Below are 26,006 nucleotides of genomic sequence, written 5' to 3' on the forward strand. Positions count from 1 at the left end.
CACAAACAAATAAATAACAAATTAATATGCTAGTCTATTTTCATGTGCCTACACTAAATTCTAATAATTATTACCCATGGATTTCATCTTTTCTGCTTGATCAGCAGTTATTAAGTTATTTAACATTTCATCTATCTCTCCATCAAGAAAAGATTCTAATCTATACAATGTTAACCCTATTCTATGATCTGTTACCCTTCCTTGAGGATAGTTGTAAGTTCTTATTCTCTCACTTCTATCTCCCGTACCTACTTGACTCCTTCTATCTTCAGCTATTCCTTCCGATCTTTCAGCTTCAGCTTTATCAAACAATCTAGATTTTAATATTTTCAGAGCTTTTTCTTTATTCTTTAACTGAGATTTCTCATCCTGACAAGAAACTACAAGTCCTGTAGGGATATGCGTCATTCTTACTGCTGAATCTGTTGTATTAACGCATTGTCCGCCATTACCAGATGCTCTAAACACATCTATCTTTAAATCGTTAGCATTAACTTCAATGTCTACATCTTCAACCTCTGGTAAAACCGCAACAGTAGCCGTAGACGTATGAATTCTTCCACTTGACTCTGTATCCGGAACTCTTTGAACTCTGTGTACTCCACTTTCGTATTTAAATTTACTATATGTAGATTCACCTTTTATCATAAATACCACTTCTTTGAATCCGCCAATATCAGTTTCACTAGCACTCATTACTTCAACTTTCCATCTATTACGCTCTGCATATCTTGTATACATTCTGAATAGATTTGCTGCAAACAATGCTGCTTCATCTCCACCTGCTCCTGCCCTAATTTCCACAAATACATTTTTCTCGTCATTTGGATCCTTAGGCAAAAGTAAAATTCTTAATTCTTCCTGCATAGTTTCTTTAGTTTGAGTTAAGTCTTTAATCTCCTCTTGAATCATATCTTTCATTTCTTTATCTGATTCTTCTCTAAGCATTTCTTTGTTTGATTCCACATCTTGCTTAGCTTTTTTATATATTCTATATTTTGTAACGAGTATTTCCAATTCTGCATGTTCTTTGCATAACTTTTGCCATTCCTTTTGATTAGCTATAACCAAAGGGTCGCCAATTTTAATTGAAATCTCATCGTATTTATTTTCTGTAAAATCAAGCCTATCCAACATATTTATCACTCCGTATATATATTTTCACATCATATTATTTTATCACAATTAGGTGCAAAATACAAATTGCACCCAACTAATGCATCTTCTTCGAAGCTATGCATCTTCTTTGAAACCGTGCATCTCCGCAGGAGATGATTTAACGTTTATCACACTAAAATAGCTTTAATAACCCTATCATTTCCAGCCAAATCTTTAATACATTCTATCTTCTTAAATCCTGATTTTAAAAGAATACCTATAACTTCTTCTCTTTGATCATATCCTATTTCAAAAGCTAAAAGCCCCCCTTTTTCTAAAACCTGTAAACTTTCCTCTGTAATCCTCCTGTAAAATTCTAAACCATCTTTTCCACCACTAAGGGCTATATACGGTTCATAATCCTTTACATCATCCATTAAAGTTGGTATAACAGCTTCTCTTATATAAGGCGGATTAGAAACTACCACCTCAAATTTCTTGTTTTGTTCAATAGATACTTGCAATAAATCACTATTCTCCGCGTTAACTCTATTAGCCAAGTCAAATCTTTCTATATTCAATTTTGCCACAGTTAAAGCGTCGCCAGATATATCATACAGTGTTACCTTCGCACTTTTAATGACTTCAGCTATGGCTATACCAATCGCTCCACTTCCACTGCAAACATCACATACTTTAGTATAAGCTTTTTCATTTATATGCTTGATTACTTCTTCGACTAAAATTTCAGTATCAGGTCTTGGTATCAAAACTCCTGGCCTTACTATGAAATCCATTCCCATAAATTCGCATTCACCAAGAATGTATTTTATAGGCATTTTACTTTTTCTAATCTGAATTAACCGTGAAAATTCATTTTCCTGCTTTTGATTAAGATTAAAATCTCTATTAAGCATTATGAACAATTTATCCTTATTTAAAACCTTACCAAGTAAGAGTTGTGAATCTAACAAATAGCTTTCAATCTGAACTTTTTTTAAAATTTCATATGCCTCTAGAAGTATTTCTCCTATATTCATTTACTACCACCTTCATTTATGATTACCACGGGATGAATACATTTGTTTTTTATATTAAGCGCATTCAATACCCTCAGCTACTTTAAGTGCCTTTATTGCCACCTCTATTTGAGACAAATCTGGTTCCCTTGTAGTTAGGTTCTGCAATTTTAATCCTGGATAAGAAAGGACTTTAGCTAGGGTACCTGTGCTTTTGCCCATCCATTTAATAATTTCATAGCTTACACCCGAAATCAAAGGAAGCAATATGATTCTATACATTATTCTCTCCCAGATTGAATTCCAACCAGTTAAAGAAAACATTATTATACTAACTATCATAACTAAAAACAAAAAATTCGTACCACATCTTGGGTGCAGTCTTCCAAACTTAGCTGCATTCTCTGGAGTTAATTCAACATTGTTTTCATAACAAAATATAGTTTTATGTTCTGCGCCGTGATATTGATATACCCTCTTGATATCTTCCATTTTCCCTATTAAATATACGTATATTAAAAATATTAAAACTCTAATAATTCCTTCTACAATATTCATGCCCATTGTACTTGCGCCCATTCTACTAAAAAGACTAGCTACAAGAGTTGGTAAAATAAAAAATAGCCCTATAGATACGATCAATGAAATAACAAGAGATATCCCCATAATTACATCATTACTTTTTTCCTTGAATACTTTTTCTATCCATTTATCTAACTTTGAAGGTTCTTCCTCTTCTTCAAAAAAAGAAGCTGAATAATTTAAAGTTTTTACACCTATAACTAAAGATTCAATTAAAGAAACAAATCCTCTTATTATTGGAAGCCCTAAAATTTTATTCTTTTTAGTGTAAGATGTATAGCCTTTTTTCTCCACTACAATTTCCCCTTGCTCAGTTCTCACCGCAGTGGCAATTCCCGTGCTTCCTCTCATCATAACCCCTTCAATTACTGCCTGACCTCCTACATTTATGTTTTTAGCCATAGTTACCCCCCTTCTTTTGGAACAATGTGACACTTTCTACACCTTGCTTCATAGGATTCCGTAGCTCCAATTAAGACAATGGGATCCTCATATTTAGCCGGTTTCCCATTAATTAAACGTTGAGTTCTAGTAGCAGGATTGCCACACACTACACAAATAGCCTGAATTTTGTCAACAAATTCCGCTACAGCCAGAAGTGTAGGTATAGGTCCGAAAGGTATCCCCCTAAAATCCATATCCAAACCCGCGCATATAACCCTTTTATTGCTATCAGCTAAGGTAGTGATTACATCAATTATACCTTTGTCAAAAAACTGCACCTCATCTATGGCAATAACCTGTGTATCCGCATCTAAGAGCACTAATATCTGTGCGCTATCCTTAACCGGAACCGCATCTACCTTAGTTCCGCAGTGAGATACCACGCCTCCCTTACTGTATCTATTGTCAATTTCAGGTTTAAAAACCTGTACTTTCTGTTTTGCAATTTTAATTCTTCTTATCCTACGTATAAGTTCCTCAGACTTCCCACTGTACATGGGCCCTATAATAACTTCCACCCATCCATGATTTTTTGGTCCATACATATTTTTACCTCCAATTTGTTAATCCATGTTTTAAAAGCCAGCTTTAAGTATGCCTTATAATTCTGTGGAAAATTCTACACATATTTTTTTACTTTGATAAAATATATGATATATATTAAAGTGAAAAATATTTTTATTCTTATTGACTTAATTATTAATTATATGATAAAATTAAAGAGTTGACAATACGGGTATATATTTATTTTTTGAAAGAGGTGAAAAATATGCAAGAAGCAATACATCCAGAATACCATCATGACACAGTTGTTAAATGCGCATGTGGAAACACTTTTACTACAGGATCTACTAAACAAGAACTTAAAGTAGATGTATGTTCTAATTGCCATCCATTCTACACTGGAAAGCAAAAGAATATTGATGCCGGTGGAAGAGTTGATAGATTCATGAAGAAATTTAACATAAAAAACGAAAATGTAGAATAATATATTAATGGAAAAGATTTAATTATCTTTTCCATTTTTTTAATTATACTAATTTAAAAATTATGTTATCTAGCTAATAATTCAAAATTCTTATTTATCATTTCAAAAAATTCCTTATTACTCTTTGTTGTAGTTAATAAATTTAGAAGTTTTTCTGTTACACCTAATGCATTACCTTCTCTATACATTATTTTCCTCAAATTATATATAGTCTCCATTTCAATCTTAGTAAGTAATAAATCTTCTCTTCTTGTCCCTGATTTATAAATATCTACCGCTGGGAATATTCTTCTTTCTTGAAGTTTTCTATCTAGGTGAACTTCCATATTTCCTGTACCCTTAAATTCCTCAAAAATCATATCATCCATTCTACTTCCTGTTTCTACCAAAGCAGTAGCAAGGATTGTCAAACTTCCACCCTCTTCTATATTTCTAGCCGCTCCAAAAAATTTCTTCGGCATCAAAAGCGCACTAGGATCGAGTCCTCCGGATAAAGTTCTTCCTGAAGGGGTTACAGTTAAATTGTAAGCTCTAGAAAGCCTAGTTAAACTATCTAATAGAATAACTACATCTTGGCCTTGTTCTACCATTCTTTTAGCTCTCTCAAGAACCATAGAAGCTACTTTTGTATGATGATCTGGTTCTTCATCAAAAGTTGAATAAATAACTTCACCATTAATAGATCTCTGCATATCAGTAACCTCTTCAGGCCTTTCATCTATTAACACAACAATTAATTTTACTTCTGGGTGATTTATAGAGATACTGTTAGCGATTTTTTTAAGAAGTGTTGTTTTTCCCGCCTTTGGCTGTGCTACAATTATTCCTCTCTGCCCTTTTCCTATAGGAGAAATAATATCCATCATTCTTGAAGACAAATCAGTTGCACATGTTTCTAGTGTCAATCTTTGAGTTGGATAAATTGGAGTTAACTTTTCAAAAGGTCTTCTACCAACAGCTCTGTCAGGGTTTTCTCCATTTACTTGCTGTACGTACAACAGAGCTTTAAATTTTTCACCCTCTTTAGGTGTTCTAACCTTACCTTCTACTTCATCACCTGTTTTCAAGTTAAATCTTCTAATTTGAGATGGTGAAACATAAATATCGTCAGGACCTGACAAGTAATTATTTCCTCTTAGAAACCCATAACTATTGTTTTCAATTATTTCCAGGACTCCTCTTGCCGATCCCGATTCATTTATCATTTCTTGTAACTTTTCTTTTTTATTTTCGTTTTGATTTTTAAAACCTGTATCATGTTCAGCATTATTGGTAGTTTGAGTAGTTTGAATTGGGTTAATTTCGATTTGCTTCTCTGAATTTTCTATAATATTATCTTCAACTGTAGAAGTGTTTTTGGGACTTATTTTTTCTCTTAATATAACTCCATCCTTTTGCATAGAAACTGGCGTTAGCTTCTTTATTTCCTCAATTAATTCACTTTTTTTAAGTTTAGAAATATTTTTAATGCCGAGTTCTTTGCAATGTTCCCGCAGCTCGGCTACTGTCCTATTATCAAAATCTTTATTTATCAAAAATCTGCACCTCCGAAGGGTATTTCATATATAATATCTATTTAATAAATATCATGGGAATTTTAAAACGAGCCTACTATCCAATGAATTTTCTTGAAATGATATATTCTTCTAATTATATCCTATTTCATAATTTTAATCCACTATATTTAAATTCCCCAGCAACCTGTAAAGTTTTATGTTCCGCCTAATTACTTGCTATTTTTTTTATATCATAGCGTAAATTTTCTCTATAGTCTCTCTATATTCATTTACTTTTTCAATAACTTTTTGATTCTTGCCAATTAAAAATATAGGCAAGGCTAATTGTTCACATCCTCCTATGACCATATTTATTTTAAAAAGCTCATTAATATTATAATGATAAAAATGAAACTCCTCACATAGAGAACACTTAACCTTAATTAGTATTTCAGTACCTTTATGTAATTCAACGTTTAAAGAGGGAAATACAGTTTTCATGTTCTCTATTTCAAATATTGTCAGTTCACAAATTTTATACTCACCATTAGGATTTTTCAAAGCCATAGCAATATTAGTATCAAATACCAATTACTTCACCTCCATATTTTGCATTGCTTATGTGAAAGTATTTTTTACATAAGTAATAATGATTATTAAAATAAATCCATTTTCTTCGCTATAGTGTTTAATACTAATTCTATTAATTTTATTAAATTCCTGCTAAATTTAAATTGAAATTATTAATAACTTTTATATAAAAATCATTATAATTCAAAATTATTTAATAATTGGTTATGGAGTGAAAAAATAAAGGGCTGCTTATGTTACTCGCAGACCTTTAACTATATTATTTATTATGTTCAAGCGAGGCCTTAATAAAAGCACTAAATAATACATGTGGTTTATTAGGTCTAGATTTAAGTTCTGGATGAAACTGAACTCCAACAAACCAAGGATGATCTTTAATTTCAACTATTTCTACTAATTTTTCATCAGGACTTGTTCCTGTAAGTAAAAGTCCTGCATCAATTATTTCTTTTCTATACTCATTATTAAATTCATATCTATGCCTATGTCTTTCATATATCACTTCATCTTTGTACGCTTCATAAGCATTAGAATCTTTTGCTAATTTACATGCATATAGCCCTAGTCTCATTGTGCCTCCTTTTTCATCTAAATCCTTTTGGTCTGGCATTAAATCTATTACTGGATACTCCGTCTGTGCATCAATTTCTGAACTATTAGCGGTTTTGAGTCCTGTCGCATTTCTTACATATTCTATAACAGCGCACTGCATACCGAGGCATATCCCAAAGAATGGCACTTTATTTTCTCTAGCATATCTTGTTGCCTGTATTTTGCCTTCTATTCCTCTATCACCAAATCCTCCAGGCACCAATATTCCGTGAACATCTCCCAATATTTCACTTGCATTTTCTAAAGTTACATCGCAAGCATCTACCCATTTAATTTCTACATTGCAATCATTATAAAGACCTCCATGACTCAATGCCTCGACAACAGAAATATATGCATCATGAAGTTCTACATATTTTCCTACTAAAGCTATTTTTACATTCCCAGATAAATTCTTCAATCTATCTACCATATTAATCCATGTACCATTATCTATTTCATGGCAAGTAAGTTTTAATTTTTTACACACTAGAGTATCTAATCCTTGTTTGTGAAGCATAAGTGGTACTTCATATAAATTCTCAGCATCCAAGTTTTGAATTACGCAGTTAGCCTCCAAATTACAGAACAGACCGATTTTAGCCTTCAAATCATCAGATACTTTCTTCTCAGAGCGGCATACTATGATATCTGGCTGAATGCCTATACTTCTCAGTTCTTTTACAGAATGTTGAGTTGGCTTGGTTTTAAGTTCTCCAGCCTTCCTTAAATATGGCACTAATGTAACATGGATAAAGCAAACATTCTCTATTCCTACTTCATATTTTACCTGCCTTATAGCCTCTAAAAAAGGTAAAGACTCAATATCTCCAACAGTTCCACCAATTTCAGTTATAACAACATCTACGTCTTTTTCTTTAGCTACTCGATAAACTCTTTCTTTTATCTCATTAGTTATATGTGGTATTACTTGTACTGTACCACCTAAATAGTCCCCTCTTCTCTCTTTTGATATGACTGACCAATATACTTTTCCTGTGGTTACATTACTACTCTTGCTTAAATTCTCATCAATAAATCTCTCATAATGTCCTAAATCTAAATCTGTTTCCGCACCATCATCCGTAACAAAAACTTCACCATGTTGATACGGACTCATGGTTCCTGGGTCCACATTTAAATATGGGTCAAATTTTTGAATAGAAACCTTTAACCCTCTATTTTTCAAGAGCCTCCCTAATGAAGCTGCTGTTATTCCTTTCCCTAAAGATGACACTACTCCACCTGTGACAAATATGTACTTAGCACTCATAATTACTCCCCCTATGTTTTATTGCTCATTATAAATTATTTAACTATTATAAAAAAACAACTTGACAAATGTTCTTTATAATTCTATAATAGGAATTACCCTATAAATTGAATAGTATAGTAAAATGGCATATCTATTTTTAAAATAATAATATTATTTTAACACACTTTTTTGTCATCCACCAATGTTTTTTTCTTTTTTGGAGTTTTATTATGTAAAATTTCAAATCTTTATATTTGCATTTCTAGTTAGCTTCATTTAATATGTTCTCTATTTCGAAATACCTCTCTCTAAATTCTTTATTAATAAAAAATCGTTCCTCTGCTTTTTTTAATCCGTAATTAGCAGCTCTTTTGTTTGAAATCAGAAAATTCTTATAAACGATCTCTTCATCTCCACATTTATACTTTTTTAATAATAAGAATAAAATATACTTACACTCTCTATCTTTTAATATTTTTAATGATTCATGACTTTTTATACCTTTAACGTAACAAATAGCTTCTATTATCTTCTCATAATTAATATTTTTTAACATTAAATCACTCCTAGATTTTCTATATATTATGTTGTCACTTAAATTATTGACACTTATACACAAAAACTATACACATAATTTAAACTTCTTTATAAAAAAAATGTATCATGTTAATAAAGGCTATGTTCTATTATTAGAACATAGCCTTTATTTTTATTGTGCCTTAATGTTAATTTGTAAAGTCGTACTTAAAACTTGTTGATTCCCTATTATCATATCATAATCTATAAATACATCTCCACCATTATCATCCACGTTCATCTTTAACTCCTTAGTGTCCACAGTAAGATCTAATGCTCCATGGGGCGTATTGTATAAAGTTAAGTCCCTTACATACTTTTTAAATTTCATTTCAGTATTAGTAGTTCCCGTTCTTATAAGTGTAAACTTTTCTTCATCAATTTTTAATGTAGTAGTAGTTCCCTTCATTCCTGAAATCTCGGTCTCTTCATATACTGCATAATAGCAATCATCTTCTTTATAAAATTTACCCGGTGTCACCACCTCAATTGCTTCACCATCATCTTCATTGTCAGCTTGTCTACTAACAACTGAAATTATTGCGTTTTTCTTCATAACCTTACCCCTCGCTATTTTAAAATGTAGTTGTTTATTTCTTCCTCAGTTGCAGGTGTTATATCTATAAATTTATTTAAAGGATGATCATAACTGCCATAACTAATAGATATAATCTTTTCATCCTTCCCCTTACAATATCTCCCTGCAATTTTAGCTGCAAATTCAATATCTTCATTTGTCTCTTTGCCAATTATAGTAACAGTAGACCCATTATAATCCGCAGCTAAGAATACTAAATCTTCCTGCGTTAAAAGTTGTTTTAACAGTTCGCCCTCTTCCTGAGTTCTTGTAGATATAATCCTAGCATCCTTAGATACCTTGAAATGTCTTCCTATTTTTAATAATTCTAGATCCTTTTTTGATATATCTTCTTTATACTCCAAAATGTCCTTAAGTCTTATAGAATAGTTAGGCTCCGTAAGTTTACATCCACCAGCAGGTGATGGATACTCTAGAATACCCCACTTTTGCGCTAGTTCCATTTGGATTTTTCTATTTCTACCTTTTATATCCAAAAGGGATTCTCTATCTATTAACCCTTCTATCTCCATTTGAGTTGGGTTAAGATTTTTAGCACATAACGGCCTTAAGATTTTATCTCCTATACCGGATTCATTTTTCACTATGTCTAAAGCTGATCTATTTTGCGACATAGGTCTTTGATTTAACACTTCTCCTGTTATAATAAAATCCGCATGGAATTTTTCTAATAGCTCTCCACAATATCTCATCATCATAGCATGGCAGTCGATACAAGGATTCACATTCTTACCATACCCATGTTTTGGATTCCTTACCATTTCAAAATGTTCATCTGAGAAGTCTATAACTTCTAATGGTATATCTATTTGTTTAACGATTTTCAATGCATTTTCCTCATTGAAAAAGTGTGATTTAAAGCATATCCCAATGACTTCTATTCCCTGATCTTTTACAAGTTTTGCCGCTAATATACTATCAAGGCCTCCAGAAATCATAGCCAAAGCTGTTGTCATACGTATTTCGCCTCTCTTTACTATTTATTATTCCTATTGATAGCCAATTCAATAAGCTCATCAATAAGCTTCACATAAGTTTTCCCTGTAGCTTGCCACATTTTAGGATACATACTTATTTGAGTAAAACCTGGTATGGTGTTAACTTCATTTAAATAAACATCTTCTGTTTCTTTATCCACTAGGAAATCCACTCTTGCCATCCCAGCACAATCTAGTATTTTATAAATTTTTACAGATTCCTCTTTAATGATCTGTAGCTTAGCTTCACACAATGCCGCAGGTATTAAAAGTTTAGATTCCGCGTTTTTATATTTAGCTTCATAATCATAGAATTCTTTTGCGGGGATTACTTCTCCCGGTATAGCCGCCTCAGGATAATCATTCCCGATTACAGCAACCTCAATTTCCCTTGCATTAATGGCCTGTTCAACTAAAATTTTTCTATCATATTTTAGAGCTTCTTTTACTCCAAGCATTAATTCATATTTATTGTGTGCTTTTGTTATACCTACAGAGGACCCTCCATTAGATGGTTTAATAAATACTGGATATCCCAATTTTTTTTCTATCTTTTCCATTAATATTTCTTTGTCTTTTGCATGTTCACTCGAATTTATTACCACATAATCAGCTTGCTTTACATTGAATTTTTCTAATAAGTATTTTGTATATACTTTATCCATGCAAATAGCAGAAGACATTACTCCGGGACCCACGCAAGGAATATTGGATAATTTACACATACCTTGAATAGTTCCATCTTCCCCAAACGAACCATGCAATACTGGGAATACTACATCCACCTCTTTATTAAATATAATGTTTTGTCCCTCTGGCCTTTTATAATATTCGTCCTTTTCCCATTCTCCATTCCCTATATTATCTAATTTACCAGTATATTCAAACCATAGCCCATCCTTAGTTATTCCTATAGGGTATATATCATATTTTGTTTGATCAATATTTTTCAATACTGATGTTGCTGACATTCTCGAAACCTCATGTTCTGTGGACTGCCCACCAAATAACACTGCTATCTTCTTTTTCATTAACGCTCACTCCTTATAACCATAGTAACCATTTTCCAATAAATTTAGTATACAATACTAATTTTTTTAGTATTATATAATATTATATCATTTTTATCTATTCCTTTGTATTTTAATTTTCAAGACTCACTTTCTCTAATAACACACTTGAAATTACAATGGCAAATTAAAAATACCTCAATAGAATAGAGGATATACGTGCATAATCGCACATATATCCTCTATTTAACTGACTACATGTAATATTTTCGTCCTCTTAACCTTTTATTATACTAAATAGTTAATTTTCCATTAGGGGTATCTATTATTTCTATTATTCTTTGCTCATACCCAGTATTAGCATTAATATATACTATAAAATCTTTCTCCTTATATGAGCCTAAAAATTCATAGCACAAAACTTCTTTATTAGTCTCAGTTGGTATGATAGCTAAACTAATTTTATTTATTTTTAGCCGTTTGCCAACCTTTTCTTGTGCTTTTTCTGCAGTTATTTTCGGCTTAGTGTCCTCCCTTTTTTCAACATGAGACACTAGAAATTTTTCAGATTCAATTCCTATAATACTACCATCATCTAGCGCAATCTTAATCTTTACTTGATCTGGATAAATCGCCAATTCTCCTTGTTTATATACATAACTTACCACTAATGTGTTGCTATAATTCAGCACGTATGTAGACTCCATATTTTTATATCCTATCTTACTAATAAACTTACTTCCACTTTGTATTGCCTTATCGACATTCAAAGTTGGTTTTCCTATAGGTCTATCATCTAATAAATATACTATTCTACCTCCGTTTTTGCTTACTTCTATTACTGTTTTACCATCACTTTTACCTCTCCCTTTGAATCCTACATGGAAGGTATAGGCAGGTATTTTAGTCTTCCCTTCTGCTTTCTTACTTTCAATGCTTTCAATTTTATCTTCTCCAAATGTATCTTTTATTATTTTGATCGCTTCTTTTTCACTTACTTCCTTTTGGGCTATTATTTTAGGCTTTATTTCCAATACATTATCAGAGAAAGGTCCATCATAAATTAATGCTGGATATTGGACTATTTGTTTTTGTATACCTGTGAATTTTTCAGTCACAAGGTTCTTTCCCTCTTTTGCTAGTACCCCACTACTTTTTTTCCTAATCTCTCCCCATTTAACGCGTCCTTCATTTATTTCAGAAAGCACTCCATTTAATTGTTCCTGGAGCGTATATGATTGCATTTCTAATTTGTCAATTAATTCATATTCCTTATTAGTAAGTTCCTTTCCTTCTGATGATGCTTTAGCTAAAGTATAGCAAAAATCTCCTACTTGATTTAAAAATTCGCTAGTATCTCCAATAACTGATTGTTCGAGTGGCAACGAATGTAATTTATCATTCGCAGTACCTGAATATCTAAATATTTCCTCAAAAACTACTATGCTTTGTTCTCTAGACCCCACAATAGCAGATTTACCTAGATTTATTCTTATACTTTGTACGGAATCAACAAGTTCATACATGTTTTTACTATATTGACCTTGAAGATAATTTCTATAATCTAACCTTTCTAAAAACATTAGTATAGCAAAAGTAGTTGAAAATACAACAATTACAGTTACAGCACTTGTATACAAAATTCTTTTCTTTAGCATTTTCATATGTTTCCCTCCCGATATTCCTCACTAGAGGATAATAATTATTATCCTCTAGTGATCTCCTAGATATTTTTTTAACTAAATAAATTATTGAAAATCTCGCCCAGTTTAAATTTAACAACTATTTTTTTATTGTTTACAGTATTATCTACCAAATTATACTCGTCATCTGATAGTACGGTCTTCATTTCTTTTTCCGTTTTTTCGTAGGATACATTTCCTTTAGTAATATCTACAAAGCATAACGGTGGAAACATAACACACCACCAGTTTTGGCCTGTGCCCGTTCCAATAATTATTCTGTAAGCTTCGTATTCCCCTTGTGGTAGCGTTATGTTTCCGTATGTTTTAACTGGAAAATATTCCTTTGAAAGGGCTGTAACTACGGAATATTTAAAGCCATTTTTCTTTATAACCATTTCCGCAATTTTTTTAATGTTTTTATCTTCATTATTTATAATATTTCTTGATTCTTCTATACTCTCGCAATCCTTAAGTTTTGGTGATATATATTTTAAAACAGCATCCCTTACTTTTAATTTTAATTTTTGATCTATTTTGTCATCACTATTAGCTATTACATGAAATCTTATAAGTTTACCAGCAACATCACCTTGACTCGCTTTTCCAGTTACATTACTCAAATTTAAAGCTATAGAAATTATAATAATTATGGTAATGCTTGTTAATATAAATTTTTTCATGGTATCCCCCCGAATATAATGATTTATATTTAAAGTATTAACATATTATGTAATTCTATTCACTGAACTGCTCCACTTCTTCGCATTTTAGTATTAACAGTTACATTTATTTTTGCATTTTTATATTTCTCATTCCAATCCTTTTCTATTTTGTTCCATAACAAAGGGTTAAATTTTTCAATATGTTCACGGGTTCCAAAGGGGTCTATCTCAAATTCTTTTATAGCAATTTTCATATTTTTTTCACATTCTTTACTAATGGAATTATTAAAAGTGTTTTGTAGCCTTTGTAATTCATCTTTTTCAAGTATTTTTTTACCTACATAATAACCCCCCAGCTGGCCCTCAAGGCTTATATCAATATTAATAGCTAACTTATCTCCTTCCTGTGTAACTTTCATCCTCCTTTTATATCCGTCTATTATATAATCAACAGGGTGTCCTTCCATGTAGATAACTTTTTTACCAGCTTTAAACTTTCCACTTAACAATTGAATGTCCATTAGTTCGACTGGCGTAAAATATCCTTTTAATTCATAATCTTTAATTATAGCAGCCCCAGTTAAAATCAATTCTTTTTTTCCCTTATCTAAAGTTATTCTGGGTAGTAACGCACTTCCATTTTCACTTAAGAGAATAAGAAATTCATTTAAATTTATGCTCATAATTCTAGAATTTTTCTTGCTGTTATCCATAAGTCCAGAAATATAATATTGGGTGCTATTTTCTGTCATGGGTTTGAATTTTACATATTCTTCAGCTGTGCCTTCTGAGACAACTACCTGAAGCATTCTATTTATGCTAGGATTCCGTTGCAGATAATCCACTATCTCTTTGACAGTATCTTTATATTTTAATAAATTGCTACTTAATATAAGTAGCTTAGTATGTCCCATGTATATATCTCTACTGCTTTTAGCCATTGCTTCTGACACAGCGTCCTCCATAGAGGATGCCTGTGTGTTAATATATTTTTCCTGCGGACTCCCACTTTTACCGGCCCCTACCATACTCATATCTGGAAATCCATAAGTTACATTAATTTTCTTAATCTGCGCCTCAGCAAATGGCTCTTCTGGATTAATACTTTTTAATTCCTTTTCTTTATCAATATCTTCCCCTGGGTCAACAGCTATAGTAGATATGAAATCAAGCCTATCTATTTCTGCTTTATCCCAGCATCCGCTAAGCAACATGCAACTTAAGATAATCGGTAAAACCTTCTTAAATTTCATCCGTACTTTTCCACCTCACTTTACCTTTACCTTTACTTTTACCTTTACCTATAAGCAAAATAAGCATTGGCAACACTACAAAAACAAATATAGCCGTTAATATAACTGGGGTAGTTTTGAATTGCAAAGTATAAAGCTCTGCTATATTCTCTGGATATAGTGCTATGATATAAATAATAGGCATAATTAAAAGTGAAGATAGTTTAATATCTTTCAATTTAAATACATTTTTTACAATCTCACTAGAAAAGAAGTAAGCATTAACAAATGTAGTGAAATAAAAAAGTACCCACAACGCCATTACTGCTCCTTCCCATCTCTCTATAAATGTGCCTGGTATATCTAAAGACCTTATCATAGAAATTGTTGGCCATAATAAAATTCTACTCTGCATTTTAGAGAACACAGCTAAAACAAGTATCATTACAACTAGATAAAAGATTGTTACAAACATAATACTCTTTTTTAAAACATGGGATGAATTGCTCTTATTTTTAACATAAGGAAGAATAAGATAGGCTATTTCAATTCCCCCAAAACAGAATAAAATATACCTAGAAGCCCTAAAGTAATCAGATGGTTTATTGTTTAACACTGGTAATAAATTTGTAAAGTCCGCATTTACTGCTGTAATTATTAAAACTGCAAAAGCCGGAACAAAGATAATCCAAAATGAAATTTCATTAAACTTAACTAAATCACCTATTTCACCTCTAACTAAGTAGGTCCCTGTTAAGATAGTAATCATTAAAATAAATTCTGTAGGAGTCCGCCTTAATAAATATAATTTAATTACTTCAGCAAATTCCCTCATTCCGAGGGCAACAATAAATATACTATACATTGCGAATGTAATAGCAAATACTCCTCCAAGAAGTTTTCCAAAATTATTCTGCAATATATTTGTAAGATCCTCAAAATCATTTTTCTTCATAACCAAATATATAAGATACAGCAATAAAAAAATTATCGCCCCTCCTATTAAAGTAACTATCCACGCGTCACTACCTACTTTATCTATAACTTCTTTTGGACAGGAAAATATTTCTATACCTACTACAGCTACCGATATAGTAGCAAATAATCCAAAATCTCCAATTATTTTTTTATCTCTCATAATATCGCTTTATCCTCCACATAAAAGATGACATAAATTATTTTTGTCTTATCTTATCTCTCGTCTTCATATATTTAGGCCTTTCTTTTAGCTCAGATATCGGCGCTCTAATGTACATATCTTTCAAATCCTTAATATCAGTACTAACCGCTGGTGCTAAATATGGTATTCCAAAACTTTTCATCCTAACTAGATGAATGAGAAGTATAATGAGCCCAATCATTATCCCATAAAAACCTACAATTGCAGAAGCAATAATAAGCAGAAATCTAACAAGTCTAAACGCCGTAGTAATTTCATAATTAGGAGTCACAAATGTAGTAATAGATGTAATTGCTACAATAATTATCATAATTGGACTAACTATTCCTGCACTCACTGCAGATTGCCCTATAACGAGTCCTCCTACAATACCAATAGTAGCTCCAATGGGCCTTGGTAATCTAACCACAGCTTCCATAAGAAGCGCTAAAAATAATTCCATAATTATAGCCTCTATAAATGCAGGAAATGGCACCCCTTCCCTGGAAGCTGCTATAGCATACGCTAATTTAGTAGGTATTATATCTGTATGAAAAGAGGTAACTGCCACATAAAGTGCCGGCGCAGTAAGAGAAATAAGTATAGAAAGCATCCTAATAAATCTAACCATAGAACTATGCATCCATCTTTGATAATAATCATCAGGAGATTGAAATAAATTAGGTAACGTAGCTGGAACAATAATTGCAAAAGGTGAATTATCTACAACCAACGCTACTCTACCTTCGTATAAAGCTGCAGCTACTACATCTGGTCTCTCTGTACTTTGTATTTGAGGAAACGGAGAATATTTATTATCCTCTATTAGCTGCTCAATGTATGCACTATCAAAAATTGCATCAATGTTTATTTTATCTACTCTACTCTCAAGTTCCTGAAGTACTTCTTTATTGACTATATCGTCAATATACATAATAGCTACATCGGTTTTCGATCTAGTTCCTATAGCTTTAGGTTTAATTTTTAGCCTTGTATCTCTTATTCGCCTTCTAATTAAGGCAGTATTGAATCTTATAGTCTCTGTGAACCCTTCTCTTGCTCCCCTAATTACCGTTTCGCCAGATGGGTCGCCTACCCCTCTAGCAGGCCAAGACCGTGTAGCAATAACATATGCGCAATTTAGTTCATCTATAAACATTAATGTGTCACCAGAAAGGGCAGCATTAACCCCTTCACTTATTTTTTTTACTTCCTTCATATCAGACACCGCAAGTACAGTATCTTTTATTTCCTCTACACTCTCTATACCCTTTGAACATAACATTAATGGTTCTAATACATAATGATTGAGTAGCAATTTATCTGCCATTCCATCAATGTAAACTAGTGCCGCTTTCCACTCTCCCACATTGAAAGTTCTAAAAGTAACATCAGAGTTATCTTGTAAAAGTTCTTTTAAGTACGCTATATTTTTTTCTGCTTCGAGTTCGATTTTATCATTAATGTTCTCTTTCATAAGCTTCACTTCCTTATATGTATATAGATCGACTATATCCTTAAATCCTCTCTTGGGTCGCTGCAACAGCTTCGCAGAAGCATTGACGACTTCAGAAGGAGATTTATACTCCCACTTATAGAAGTGGGAGACTTCCCTTCTGAAATGTCGTTAAAATATCCACCTCAGTATAAATAGAACACTAGCTATAATAATTGCAAGCCATCCTAAGGTACGTGCTTTTTTACTAATAATACCCATACCGGACTTCCTAAAGTTTCTAGCATCTACAGTAAGTACAACTGCACCTTGAACTACCATCATTGTAAGAAGATAGATATCAAACAATTCTAATATTCTCATTCTTTTACTCCCTATTTTAGTATAATTAGTAAATCAATATAAATTATAAAACTTTATACTTAACCAAATTCACTCTGCTTTGTTTTAACTAGCTTTTACGACACTGGTATAAAATATTCACTTATATAAATATAAAAACGTGCAAAAACCACAAAGGCTTTTTACACGTTCTTATATTTCACTATGAAATTATATCTAAATTGTTCTTGTTATATATACTTCTTTATATTGAATTTTAAATTTATCATAGCATCTTTGAGCTTTTAACATATCATCAAAAAAGGCAAATATCGTCGGTCCACTTCCGCTCATCATTGAACCCATTGCACCCATTTTAACCATATCTTCTTTTATTCTTTTGAGAACTGGATATTTTCTTAGCGTAACATTTTCAAGTAAATTTTTCATACTGCTGCATACATCTGCTAATTTTTCTTGTTCCATAGCTTTTATTAGTGCATCTGTATCTGGATGCTTAAAAATTTTACTAATGTCTAAGTTTTTAAAAACCTCCTTAGTTGATACTCCAAAATTGGGCTTAACCAATACTAAAATATAATTTTTAAAAGGCGCGAGTGGGGTAATAATTTCTCCTATGCCTTCACATAGGGCAGTCCCTCCTGTTATACAATAAGGAACATCTGCGCCTATTTTGACACCTAACTTCATAAGTTCATTGTCATCTACATCTATTTTGAATACTTGTTTCAATGTTTTAAAAACAGCTGCTGCATCAGCACTCCCACCTGCCATACCTGCTGCTACAGGAATGTTTTTCTTAAGATATATATTTATACCTTCGTGAATATCATAAGTATCCATAAAAAGTTTTGCAGCCTTATATACTAAATTCTTATCATCTGTAGGTATGTACGGCTTATTACAGCTTATATTAATACCCTTGTTACATTTTTGAAAGGACATAGAATCATATAGATCTACATTTTGCATAACCATTTTTAATAAATGATATCCATCTTCTCTTTTACCTACTATATCTAAAGATATGTTTATTTTTCCATAAGCTTTTACTAACATGATTTTCCTCCAACTCTTTATTGATAATTCACAAAAACAATTCAATTAATAATTATTTAGCCCCTCCCTTAGGGATTCCAATATTTATATAAGACGAATCATTTCTTGTGAAACATTCTTAATAAAATCAGTATATTACAACAAATTTAATATTGCTACATATAATTTAAAATATGGTATGCCAAATATAATAAAACCCCTATGTGTTATTTATACCACATAGGGGTTAGGGCTACTTGAAAACTAATTTGTAAAATCAGGTTTCAGGCAGCAATAGAAGTTTTAATTATATAATTATTCTACCAGGTATTATAAGTTTTTGTGAAACTTTTATAATATTAGGATCTTCTATTTGATTCACTCTTGCAATTTCTTGCATTGTTGTATTATATTTTTTAGCTATTTTCCACAAGGTGTCTGCCGATTGAACTACATAAATAGTAACACTAGCTTTTTTCTTAGGTGTCTCGCCCTCAATTGGGTAAACATCAACTAAAAATTTTTTCTGTACCATATAATTTACTCTTACATACACTTTCACTACAGCTCTAACTGCTATATTTCCTGCCTCAATATCTACATTTATATTTTCGAGTGAAACTTTACACATGCTGCTCATATTTATCTTAGCGCCTAATATATCCGCCCCACAGGTGAAAGGTATCTCCTCATACACAGCGGAAAGATATTTTTCTTCATCATCACTTCTGTATAATACAGTTACATTCATTATGCCATCAATTATAACCTTATCCTCAATTACCTTTTTATCTGTTACACAAACGGTGGCATTACACATAATAACCTTGCTAGGCTTACCCTTGCTGCTATCTAGTTCTATATCTCCTTTAACTAATGTTTCAGTTAATAATTGTCCTTGCATTACATTAAGTCCATAATCCTTTTTATCCATCTCAAGCTTTGTAGTCGGTGAATATACATCTTCGATCATATCCACTTCTTCTTTGTGCATGCCTCTTGTATTAGTTTTTATCAAAAACTCTACATCAAAAATTCTTTTTTCTCCCAAATCATCTTCCTTAATATCATATTCCATAGCATCTACCTTAAAGTCTGTATATTGGTCCATGTAAGGATTTACATCTTGAAAATCTAATTCTTTATTTAACATAACTTCATGCTCAATATAAATTAATTCCCTGCTATCTTTTCCCTTATATATCATATTAATAAATGCATAAGCATTAATTTGAATTTTCCCTTCGTACAATTTCACTTCTTTCTTATGAATATTAACATCACATTTTATAACTTTAGCAATTTCTGGCTTCTCCATTGGGACTTTTATATTAGCCTTTCCAATAAGCTCACCATTAAAATTCCTTATGACTTTATCTATACTAGTAGGATTTTTTAAATATTGAATATCCTTAACTGCTTCAATATCTTTAACTATTTGGAAATTGAAATTTTTATATACTTCAGATTTTGATTTTAAAATACCCTCTAAACATATTTTCCTCTCATTAACTATTCTACACTCCATATGTTCTACAAAACATTCAGCATCACAAAGCATTTCAGGCATCGCACCCATTATATCTATTGTATTTGAGAACTTTGAACTATATACAACGTTCTCCACATCAGTACGCTCTTGTCCTTTTGTAATATAAAGTACATTATATTGAATTTCGCCTTCTAAATATACCTTATCTTGAATTATTTCTTTAGAATTTATTAAGGCTTTAACATCTAACATAAGAATTTCCTTAACATCTGGATGAGTATCCGGTATTACATATTCTTCTTTCACTACTGTATCAACAGTATTTTCTCCTAACAATTGTTCATACTCTATGTTTTCTCTTTTCAAATTTATTTCCACATTATGCCTCCTCGTATTTCTATTGGGGTAACACTTATAGGTTGTTACCCTCCTAAAATACCTACTATTAATATATATAGAAATAGTCACTTAAATATGATATTTAATGCTTTTATTCGTATTGCAAAATTCAACATAATTTTCTAATAAAAAAACATATATTAAAGGGAATGCACAGTTATTAATAACCCAATGCATTCCCTTTAATATATGCTCTGTTAATCTTATATTAGTCACATGAAAATAACTACCAAGCTAGTATATTTTACTTGTTATTTGTTTTCATATGCCTAGGCTCTATTTATAAATGTAAAAAACGATACTATGATACAGTATCGCTTTATCCTGCAAAAACTATTTGAACTGTTTTTGTCAAAACATCTGAATAACTATACGTCACTGTCCTGTGGGTGTCTTTTTCTAATCTAATAACAAAAATATTTGGATAAGTCTTTTCAATAACTCCATTATCCACAAGAATCTTTCTTCTTCCGCCATTAGCTTTTAATGTTACTCTTTCGCCAACATGACTTTCAATTTCATCTTTTATTGAAGTCAGTACATTTATTTTTTCCAAAGCAAACACCCTCTTTCCACACTTTACATTATATATTATATATTTTCTTTTGTCAAGTAAGCTTTATATTTTATCACTACTATAACAATTTTGTCAATGTTGATTTTATGTTAACAAAATTCATTTTCATAGATTATTCGTCGCATAATTAATTATTATCTATTTTATGAACATTTACCTTATAAATCACTAATATAGTACAATTACATAATATTTTCAATACAACCTTTTATAGTATCTCCTTTAACTTTATAAATAACCAGCATTTTAGTAATATTTTTGAAGATAACCTACGTGGCTATATATACTTAGACTTAGGAAACCCCTCTCTATACTTTCCTCTAGTTTGTAATCCACCTATACCATCTAATCCTGTTATAGTGTTCTGTATAACATCTTCTATCGCTACAACATTTTCTATATTTGTATATGCAATCTTCTCACAAACTAGAACGGGGTCTAAACAATGGATTAAAACACGATTTGGAGCACTAGCAAAATTAGCACCAGCATCTAAAATTGCCTCATAACAGGATTGACATGCCCCTGCAAATATTACTAAATCATCATAATTACTATTATAAGATCTAAGAGCCATAACAGCCTCTACAAAGTGCTTTGAATTTCTGTAGTTATTTAAATTCATATAATCAGTTATTCCTTTTACCATACCATCATGCCCTGTTATTACTACTATATCCGGCTTAACTTCTTTAACTAAATTCACTATTTCATTTGGTTGATTTTTTTCTGATATTACCATACCTACAGCATTTAAAGATAACTCCTTATAAGTTTTTAAACAAACTTCTAAATATTCTGCATCACCATCGACATGTAGTATTTTTCCTGGTCTTCCAAAAACCATATCTTTATTTTTGTATTCTTTGTATTTTTCTTGTTTTAACTGCAAATCTTTAATTTTCCCTTTAAAATCTATAGCCGATCCTCTATCTCCTCTGCTCCCTTTAATTCTATTCATTAATACTCTTTTAATAGATGCATTCACCTTTTTATTAAAAACCTTATCAATTTCACCAATGACATCTTCTGCTACTAATTCTAAATCCTCACTTAAAGAGTCCGCTTCTATTCTTAAATTTATTCCCTTAAGTAAATACACATCATCATTATCTCCTGGCACAATATCTATTATTTTAAAGGTAATGTCTCCACCATAAGATTTTCTTACTACAATGTCACCTATTTTCACAGTACCACCTCCATATTTAAACCCATAATATATATTATGAAAATATAGCGAATAGGTGAAATCAAAAAAAAGTTATGCAAACATTATATCTACATAACTTTAATACATACCATAGTTTATTCTACCTTTGATTGAATACCTTTCTATATTCTTCAATAAATACCATATACTTTTCTCTTTCAGAAATTAGCTCCTCCATCTTCTTGTTAAAAGTATTTTGAATCCAGGTAACTTCATTATAATAGTATCTATTGCAAAGCCTCCAATATCGTTGTGGAAATACTAAAAATGCATATATGAGTCTGTACTCTTCTTCTAACAGAGGATTTACACTGCTATATGCTTGTAATACTATTTCAGCATATTTTATGTCCCAATCCTGATTTTTAAGCATTTTGATTAAAAAATTAGATAAATCGTATGCTTTTACTTCTCTTTTGCAGTAATCAAAATCAATTATATTAACATCATTATTTTTATCAATAATAATATTATGATAAGTATAATCATGGTGGCAAAATCCTTTTTCTTCTTCTGTTTGCCTACATATGTCAAAGTACCTAGAGTCATCTAATATAGCCATGGCTCTTTTGGCTAATTCTTTTTGATCATCAACACTCCTTATAAAATTCATATCAAAATCTGTTTTAAAATTCTTCTTTTTTCTAATCATACCTTGCATTTTATCAAAGGACTTTATTCGTTTTTCCATCAAATGTGGCCATCTTCCAAGATCTGTTTTTAGCTTACTATTTTCTGGTGGATCATATCCTTTGGATGCAATATGCATATAAGCTAAATTTTTTGATGCTTCAACTAAATCCTCTTTATTATGAAAATCACATTCGCGACCATCTATCCAGGTTGATAGTGTATAAATATCTTCATTAACTAATGCATAAGGATTTCCTTCTGTATTTAAAAAATATCTATCAACCTTGTCAAATCCATTTTTTGCAAGATGCTCTTTGGCTCCGTATACAAACAAAAGTTTTTGTGTCCCGTAACTGATTTTCTTTAGACACTTAGCACCGTCATCTGTCTCCAAAAAATACACTCCCTTATTGGGACGTATACTTTCTATCTTAATACCATATTGTCTTTCAATTTCAAATTCCCTCATCATGTTACTCACCCCCCCTATAATTTATATTACTAATATTTCATTTTAGAATAAATTCTTGTATGTTTTAACAACATTTATGCTTTCTCTTAATATAATAAAATATATTCATTTATTAAATCAGTATTTAAGGAGTCTTAAAATGAAAATTGGAATTGATGCTAGAGCTGCAAAATGGTATAGAGGAACTGGTATAGGAACTTATTCTTACCAGCTAATTAATTCTTTAAATAAAATAGACAATTTTAATGATTATTCGCTTTTTGTACCAGACGACTGTAAGCTTGCCATACCCTTTAAAGAAAATTTTCATATAAAAAGTATTAAGCAAGATAGTCAAAATAACTTTTGGAATGAGGTGAATATCCCTAACACTTCAATAGATAAGTCTTTGGGCATATACCACGTTCCTCAAAACGGTATTGGGCTGCCGTCAAACAAAACCTGTCCCTTTGTTATTACGCTGCATGATGTTATTCCGTATAAAATGCCAGATACAGTTGGCGAACAGTATTTAAAAATTTTCAACGAAAAATTACCCAATATTATTCCCTTATGTGATGGAATAATTACCGTGTCTGAATATTCAAAAGAAGATATTATTAAAGCTTTTAACTATCCAAGAGAAAAAATATATGTCACTTATTTAGCTAGTGAAGATATTTATAAGCCTTATGACAAATCTCTTAGTAAATCTATAATCGAAAAAAATTATTCTATTACAGGAGACTATATTCTTTATGTCGGAGGATTTAGTCCCAGAAAGAATATCCTTGGATTACTAAATTCCTTTAGTCTGCTTTTACCAAAATTAAAAAAAGATATTAAATTAGTTATTGCAGGTAGCAAAGGTAAATCATATGATATATATAAAAAAAGAGCGCAAGATTTACACATTGATGATAAAGTAATTTTCCCAGGGTTTATATCTATGCCCCATATCCCTTTCATGTATAACGCTTGTGAGCTATTTGTATACCCTTCATTTTATGAAGGTTTTGGATTACCACCAATTGAAGCAATGGCTTGTGGCGTTCCTGTAATCGCCTCTAACGCTACCTCTATCCCCGAAATAGTTAAGGATTCAACTTTACTTGTAAATCCATATGATGTTAATGACTTAAGTAAAAAAATGTATAATGCGCTCCTTGATAATGACTTAAGACAATCCCTTATAACTAAAGGGTTAAAAAGAGCCTCTACCTTAACTTGGGAACATACAGCTGCAGCTACTCTAAGTGCTTATCAAAATATATTAGGAACGTTTAAATAAATGGCTTTATTATTAAATTATCGAAACAAAAGCCCCACATAGTGTATTTACAACTATGTAGGGCTTTTAAACTAACAATTATAATGATCCTTAAAGGCCTCTAAAAACTCTTCTCTATCTTCTCTACCTTCCACTTTTTTCTTTAATCTGCTTAAAAACACCTCTTCACTCCACTGTTTTTTTCTTGTATAATAATCTCTAGCTATACTGTAAAAATCCTCCGGGAAGCTAAGCATGCCGTACAATACCTTTAATTCCCGATTATCCAATGGGCATACCTGCGTATATTCACTTAAAATACTATTTCCCTTTTCTATATCATAAGCGAAATTTTTAATGACTTTATTTATAAAGTTACAAATATCATGTACCTTTAAATCTATAACTGCATAATCAAAATCTAAGAAATATACATCTTCCTTATTAATTAATATATTATGGTGAGCTAAATCATGATGGCAAAATACAATTTTTTCTTTTTCCTTGCATAAATTGTAATACTCTGATCCGCTTAGAATATTTATGCTTTGCATTATATTTTTCTCATAATATTTTTCATATTCTAGAAATATATAATCAAATTCATTTTTATTTTCATTTCGAGTTGCTATACTTTTAAAAAACATAAGATCATTTAATTTTTTTTTAAAATTTTCTATTATTCTACCACATAAGTACCGCTGATCATTTTTCACGAGCAACCTTTCAAATGCCTCCTCATATAAAAGCCCTTCCGATGCCTTATGAAGCTCAGCTATTGCTCTAGACGCAAGCATTACATCCACTGGGTTACTATACTCACACTCTCTCCCTTCTACTAAATTCATAATACAATATATATCATTTTTCCAGGGGACATATATGAGTTTGGATTTTGTCTTTTCAAATTCAATGATCCTATAAAAATTATTATTTCTAATATAATCAATCCCATAATTAATGAATTCAAGTTGGGAAATGCTATAGCTCACTTTTTTTAAAACTTTATCACCTTTATCAGTATTAAGTATAAATACTTTTCTTACTGGAATAACATCATCAACCACTAGATCGAATTCGCTAAATAAATCTACATCTAAATCATATTTACTTAAATAAGCCTTATCTTTAAATCTAACGTCTAACATGTTCTCACCTCTTTTATAATTGCA

Annotated in this window: 25 protein-coding genes; 2 read left to right on the forward strand and 23 right to left on the reverse strand. The window is 31.2% G+C overall.

Annotated features, from left to right (window positions below; all coding sequences use genetic code 11):
* Positions 1 to 60 precede the first annotated feature (60 nt).
* The 4 genes from prfA to ACWJJ7_RS10425 form a co-directional block, all read right to left on the reverse strand.
* Positions 61 to 1,137 carry a peptide chain release factor 1 gene (prfA, locus tag ACWJJ7_RS10410; protein WP_462962076.1) on the reverse strand — a complete coding sequence of 359 codons (1,077 nt, stop codon included), beginning with the start codon at positions 1,135 to 1,137 and terminating at the stop codon, positions 61 to 63.
* 149 nt (positions 1,138 to 1,286) lie between these two features.
* Positions 1,287 to 2,138 carry a peptide chain release factor N(5)-glutamine methyltransferase gene (prmC, locus tag ACWJJ7_RS10415; protein ID WP_462962077.1) on the reverse strand — a complete coding sequence of 284 codons (852 nt, stop codon included), beginning with the start codon at positions 2,136 to 2,138 and terminating at the stop codon, positions 1,287 to 1,289.
* Positions 2,139 to 2,192: 54 nt separating this feature from the next.
* Positions 2,193 to 3,101: a DUF1385 domain-containing protein gene (locus tag ACWJJ7_RS10420; protein WP_462962078.1), complete on the reverse strand. Its 909-nt coding sequence runs from the start codon at positions 3,099 to 3,101 to the stop codon at positions 2,193 to 2,195.
* Positions 3,102 to 3,103: 2 nt separating this feature from the next.
* Positions 3,104 to 3,688 carry a thymidine kinase gene (locus ACWJJ7_RS10425; protein ID WP_462962079.1) on the reverse strand — a complete coding sequence of 195 codons (585 nt, stop codon included), beginning with the start codon at positions 3,686 to 3,688 and terminating at the stop codon, positions 3,104 to 3,106.
* Positions 3,689 to 3,912: 224 nt separating this feature from the next.
* Between ACWJJ7_RS10425 and rpmE the strand changes: the two genes are divergently transcribed.
* Positions 3,913 to 4,131, forward strand: a complete 219-nt coding sequence (rpmE, locus tag ACWJJ7_RS10430) for a 50S ribosomal protein L31 (RefSeq protein ID WP_462962080.1) — start codon at positions 3,913 to 3,915, stop codon at positions 4,129 to 4,131.
* Between the two features lie 65 nt (positions 4,132 to 4,196).
* Here the strand turns inward: rpmE and rho are convergent, their stop codons facing one another.
* The 18 genes from rho to ACWJJ7_RS10520 form a co-directional block, all read right to left on the reverse strand.
* On the reverse strand, positions 4,197 to 5,666 hold the full coding sequence (gene rho / locus ACWJJ7_RS10435; RefSeq protein WP_462962081.1) for a transcription termination factor Rho: 1,470 nt from the start codon (positions 5,664 to 5,666) through the stop codon (positions 4,197 to 4,199).
* Positions 5,667 to 5,873: 207 nt separating this feature from the next.
* A complete protein-coding gene (locus tag ACWJJ7_RS10440) occupies positions 5,874 to 6,218 on the reverse strand; it encodes a hypothetical protein (RefSeq protein WP_462962082.1) in 345 nt (114 codons plus the stop codon).
* 259 nt (positions 6,219 to 6,477) lie between these two features.
* The gene (locus tag ACWJJ7_RS10445; RefSeq protein WP_462962083.1) at positions 6,478 to 8,082 is read right to left on the reverse strand and encodes a CTP synthase; all 1,605 of its coding nucleotides are present in this window, start codon (positions 8,080 to 8,082) and stop codon (positions 6,478 to 6,480) included.
* A gap of 244 nt (positions 8,083 to 8,326) precedes the next feature.
* Positions 8,327 to 8,620, reverse strand: coding sequence for a ribose-5-phosphate isomerase (locus ACWJJ7_RS10450; RefSeq protein ID WP_462962084.1), 294 nt, complete (start codon positions 8,618 to 8,620; stop codon positions 8,327 to 8,329).
* 153 nt (positions 8,621 to 8,773) lie between these two features.
* Positions 8,774 to 9,196 carry a YwiB family protein gene (locus tag ACWJJ7_RS10455; protein ID WP_462962085.1) on the reverse strand — a complete coding sequence of 141 codons (423 nt, stop codon included), beginning with the start codon at positions 9,194 to 9,196 and terminating at the stop codon, positions 8,774 to 8,776.
* 14 nt (positions 9,197 to 9,210) lie between these two features.
* On the reverse strand, positions 9,211 to 10,194 hold the full coding sequence (locus tag ACWJJ7_RS10460; protein ID WP_462962086.1) for a tRNA 4-thiouridine(8) synthase ThiI: 984 nt from the start codon (positions 10,192 to 10,194) through the stop codon (positions 9,211 to 9,213).
* 20 nt (positions 10,195 to 10,214) lie between these two features.
* Entirely contained in the window at positions 10,215 to 11,246 is a 1,032-nt protein-coding gene (locus tag ACWJJ7_RS10465; RefSeq protein WP_462962087.1) for a D-alanine--D-alanine ligase family protein, read from the reverse strand.
* A 272-nt stretch (positions 11,247 to 11,518) separates the two neighbouring features.
* Positions 11,519 to 12,889, reverse strand: a complete 1,371-nt coding sequence (gene ypeB, locus ACWJJ7_RS10470; protein WP_462962088.1) for a germination protein YpeB — start codon at positions 12,887 to 12,889, stop codon at positions 11,519 to 11,521.
* Positions 12,890 to 12,960: 71 nt separating this feature from the next.
* Positions 12,961 to 13,590, reverse strand: coding sequence for a stage II sporulation protein R (gene spoIIR / locus ACWJJ7_RS10475; RefSeq protein WP_462962089.1), 630 nt, complete (start codon positions 13,588 to 13,590; stop codon positions 12,961 to 12,963).
* Positions 13,591 to 13,649: 59 nt separating this feature from the next.
* Positions 13,650 to 14,825, reverse strand: coding sequence for a Ger(x)C family spore germination protein (locus ACWJJ7_RS10480; protein WP_462962090.1), 1,176 nt, complete (start codon positions 14,823 to 14,825; stop codon positions 13,650 to 13,652).
* Positions 14,815 to 15,942: a GerAB/ArcD/ProY family transporter gene (locus ACWJJ7_RS10485; protein WP_462962091.1), complete on the reverse strand. Its 1,128-nt coding sequence runs from the start codon at positions 15,940 to 15,942 to the stop codon at positions 14,815 to 14,817. Before ACWJJ7_RS10485 ends, ACWJJ7_RS10480 begins: the two co-directional genes overlap by 11 nt.
* A 37-nt stretch (positions 15,943 to 15,979) precedes the next feature.
* A complete protein-coding gene (locus ACWJJ7_RS10490) occupies positions 15,980 to 17,440 on the reverse strand; it encodes a spore germination protein (RefSeq protein WP_462962092.1) in 1,461 nt (486 codons plus the stop codon).
* Between the two features lie 150 nt (positions 17,441 to 17,590).
* Positions 17,591 to 17,782 (reverse strand): CLC_0170 family protein, encoded by a 192-nt coding sequence (locus ACWJJ7_RS10495; protein ID WP_462962093.1) that lies wholly within the window; start codon positions 17,780 to 17,782, stop codon positions 17,591 to 17,593.
* 195 nt (positions 17,783 to 17,977) lie between these two features.
* Positions 17,978 to 18,820, reverse strand: coding sequence for a 4-(cytidine 5'-diphospho)-2-C-methyl-D-erythritol kinase (gene ispE / locus ACWJJ7_RS10500; RefSeq protein WP_462962094.1), 843 nt, complete (start codon positions 18,818 to 18,820; stop codon positions 17,978 to 17,980).
* Positions 18,821 to 19,106: 286 nt separating this feature from the next.
* On the reverse strand, positions 19,107 to 20,669 hold the full coding sequence (locus ACWJJ7_RS10505) for a DUF3794 and LysM peptidoglycan-binding domain-containing protein (RefSeq protein ID WP_462962095.1): 1,563 nt from the start codon (positions 20,667 to 20,669) through the stop codon (positions 19,107 to 19,109).
* Positions 20,670 to 21,009: 340 nt separating this feature from the next.
* Positions 21,010 to 21,246, reverse strand: coding sequence for a Veg family protein (locus ACWJJ7_RS10510; protein WP_071611048.1), 237 nt, complete (start codon positions 21,244 to 21,246; stop codon positions 21,010 to 21,012).
* Positions 21,247 to 21,544: 298 nt separating this feature from the next.
* Positions 21,545 to 22,459, reverse strand: coding sequence for a sporulation peptidase YabG (gene yabG / locus ACWJJ7_RS10515; RefSeq protein WP_462962096.1), 915 nt, complete (start codon positions 22,457 to 22,459; stop codon positions 21,545 to 21,547).
* 121 nt (positions 22,460 to 22,580) lie between these two features.
* Entirely contained in the window at positions 22,581 to 23,585 is a 1,005-nt protein-coding gene (locus ACWJJ7_RS10520) for a CotS family spore coat protein (protein ID WP_462962097.1), read from the reverse strand.
* Positions 23,586 to 23,724: 139 nt separating this feature from the next.
* Here ACWJJ7_RS10520 and ACWJJ7_RS10525 point away from each other — a divergent pair, with 139 nt between their 5' ends.
* Positions 23,725 to 24,855, forward strand: coding sequence for a glycosyltransferase family 4 protein (locus tag ACWJJ7_RS10525; RefSeq protein ID WP_462962098.1), 1,131 nt, complete (start codon positions 23,725 to 23,727; stop codon positions 24,853 to 24,855).
* Between the two features lie 71 nt (positions 24,856 to 24,926).
* Here ACWJJ7_RS10525 and ACWJJ7_RS10530 read toward each other — a convergent pair whose 3' ends face one another.
* Positions 24,927 to 25,982, reverse strand: coding sequence for a CotS family spore coat protein (locus ACWJJ7_RS10530; protein WP_462962099.1), 1,056 nt, complete (start codon positions 25,980 to 25,982; stop codon positions 24,927 to 24,929).
* Positions 25,983 to 26,006 lie beyond the last annotated feature (24 nt).

It is taken from the genome of Clostridium sp. CM042 (assembly GCF_055080995.1).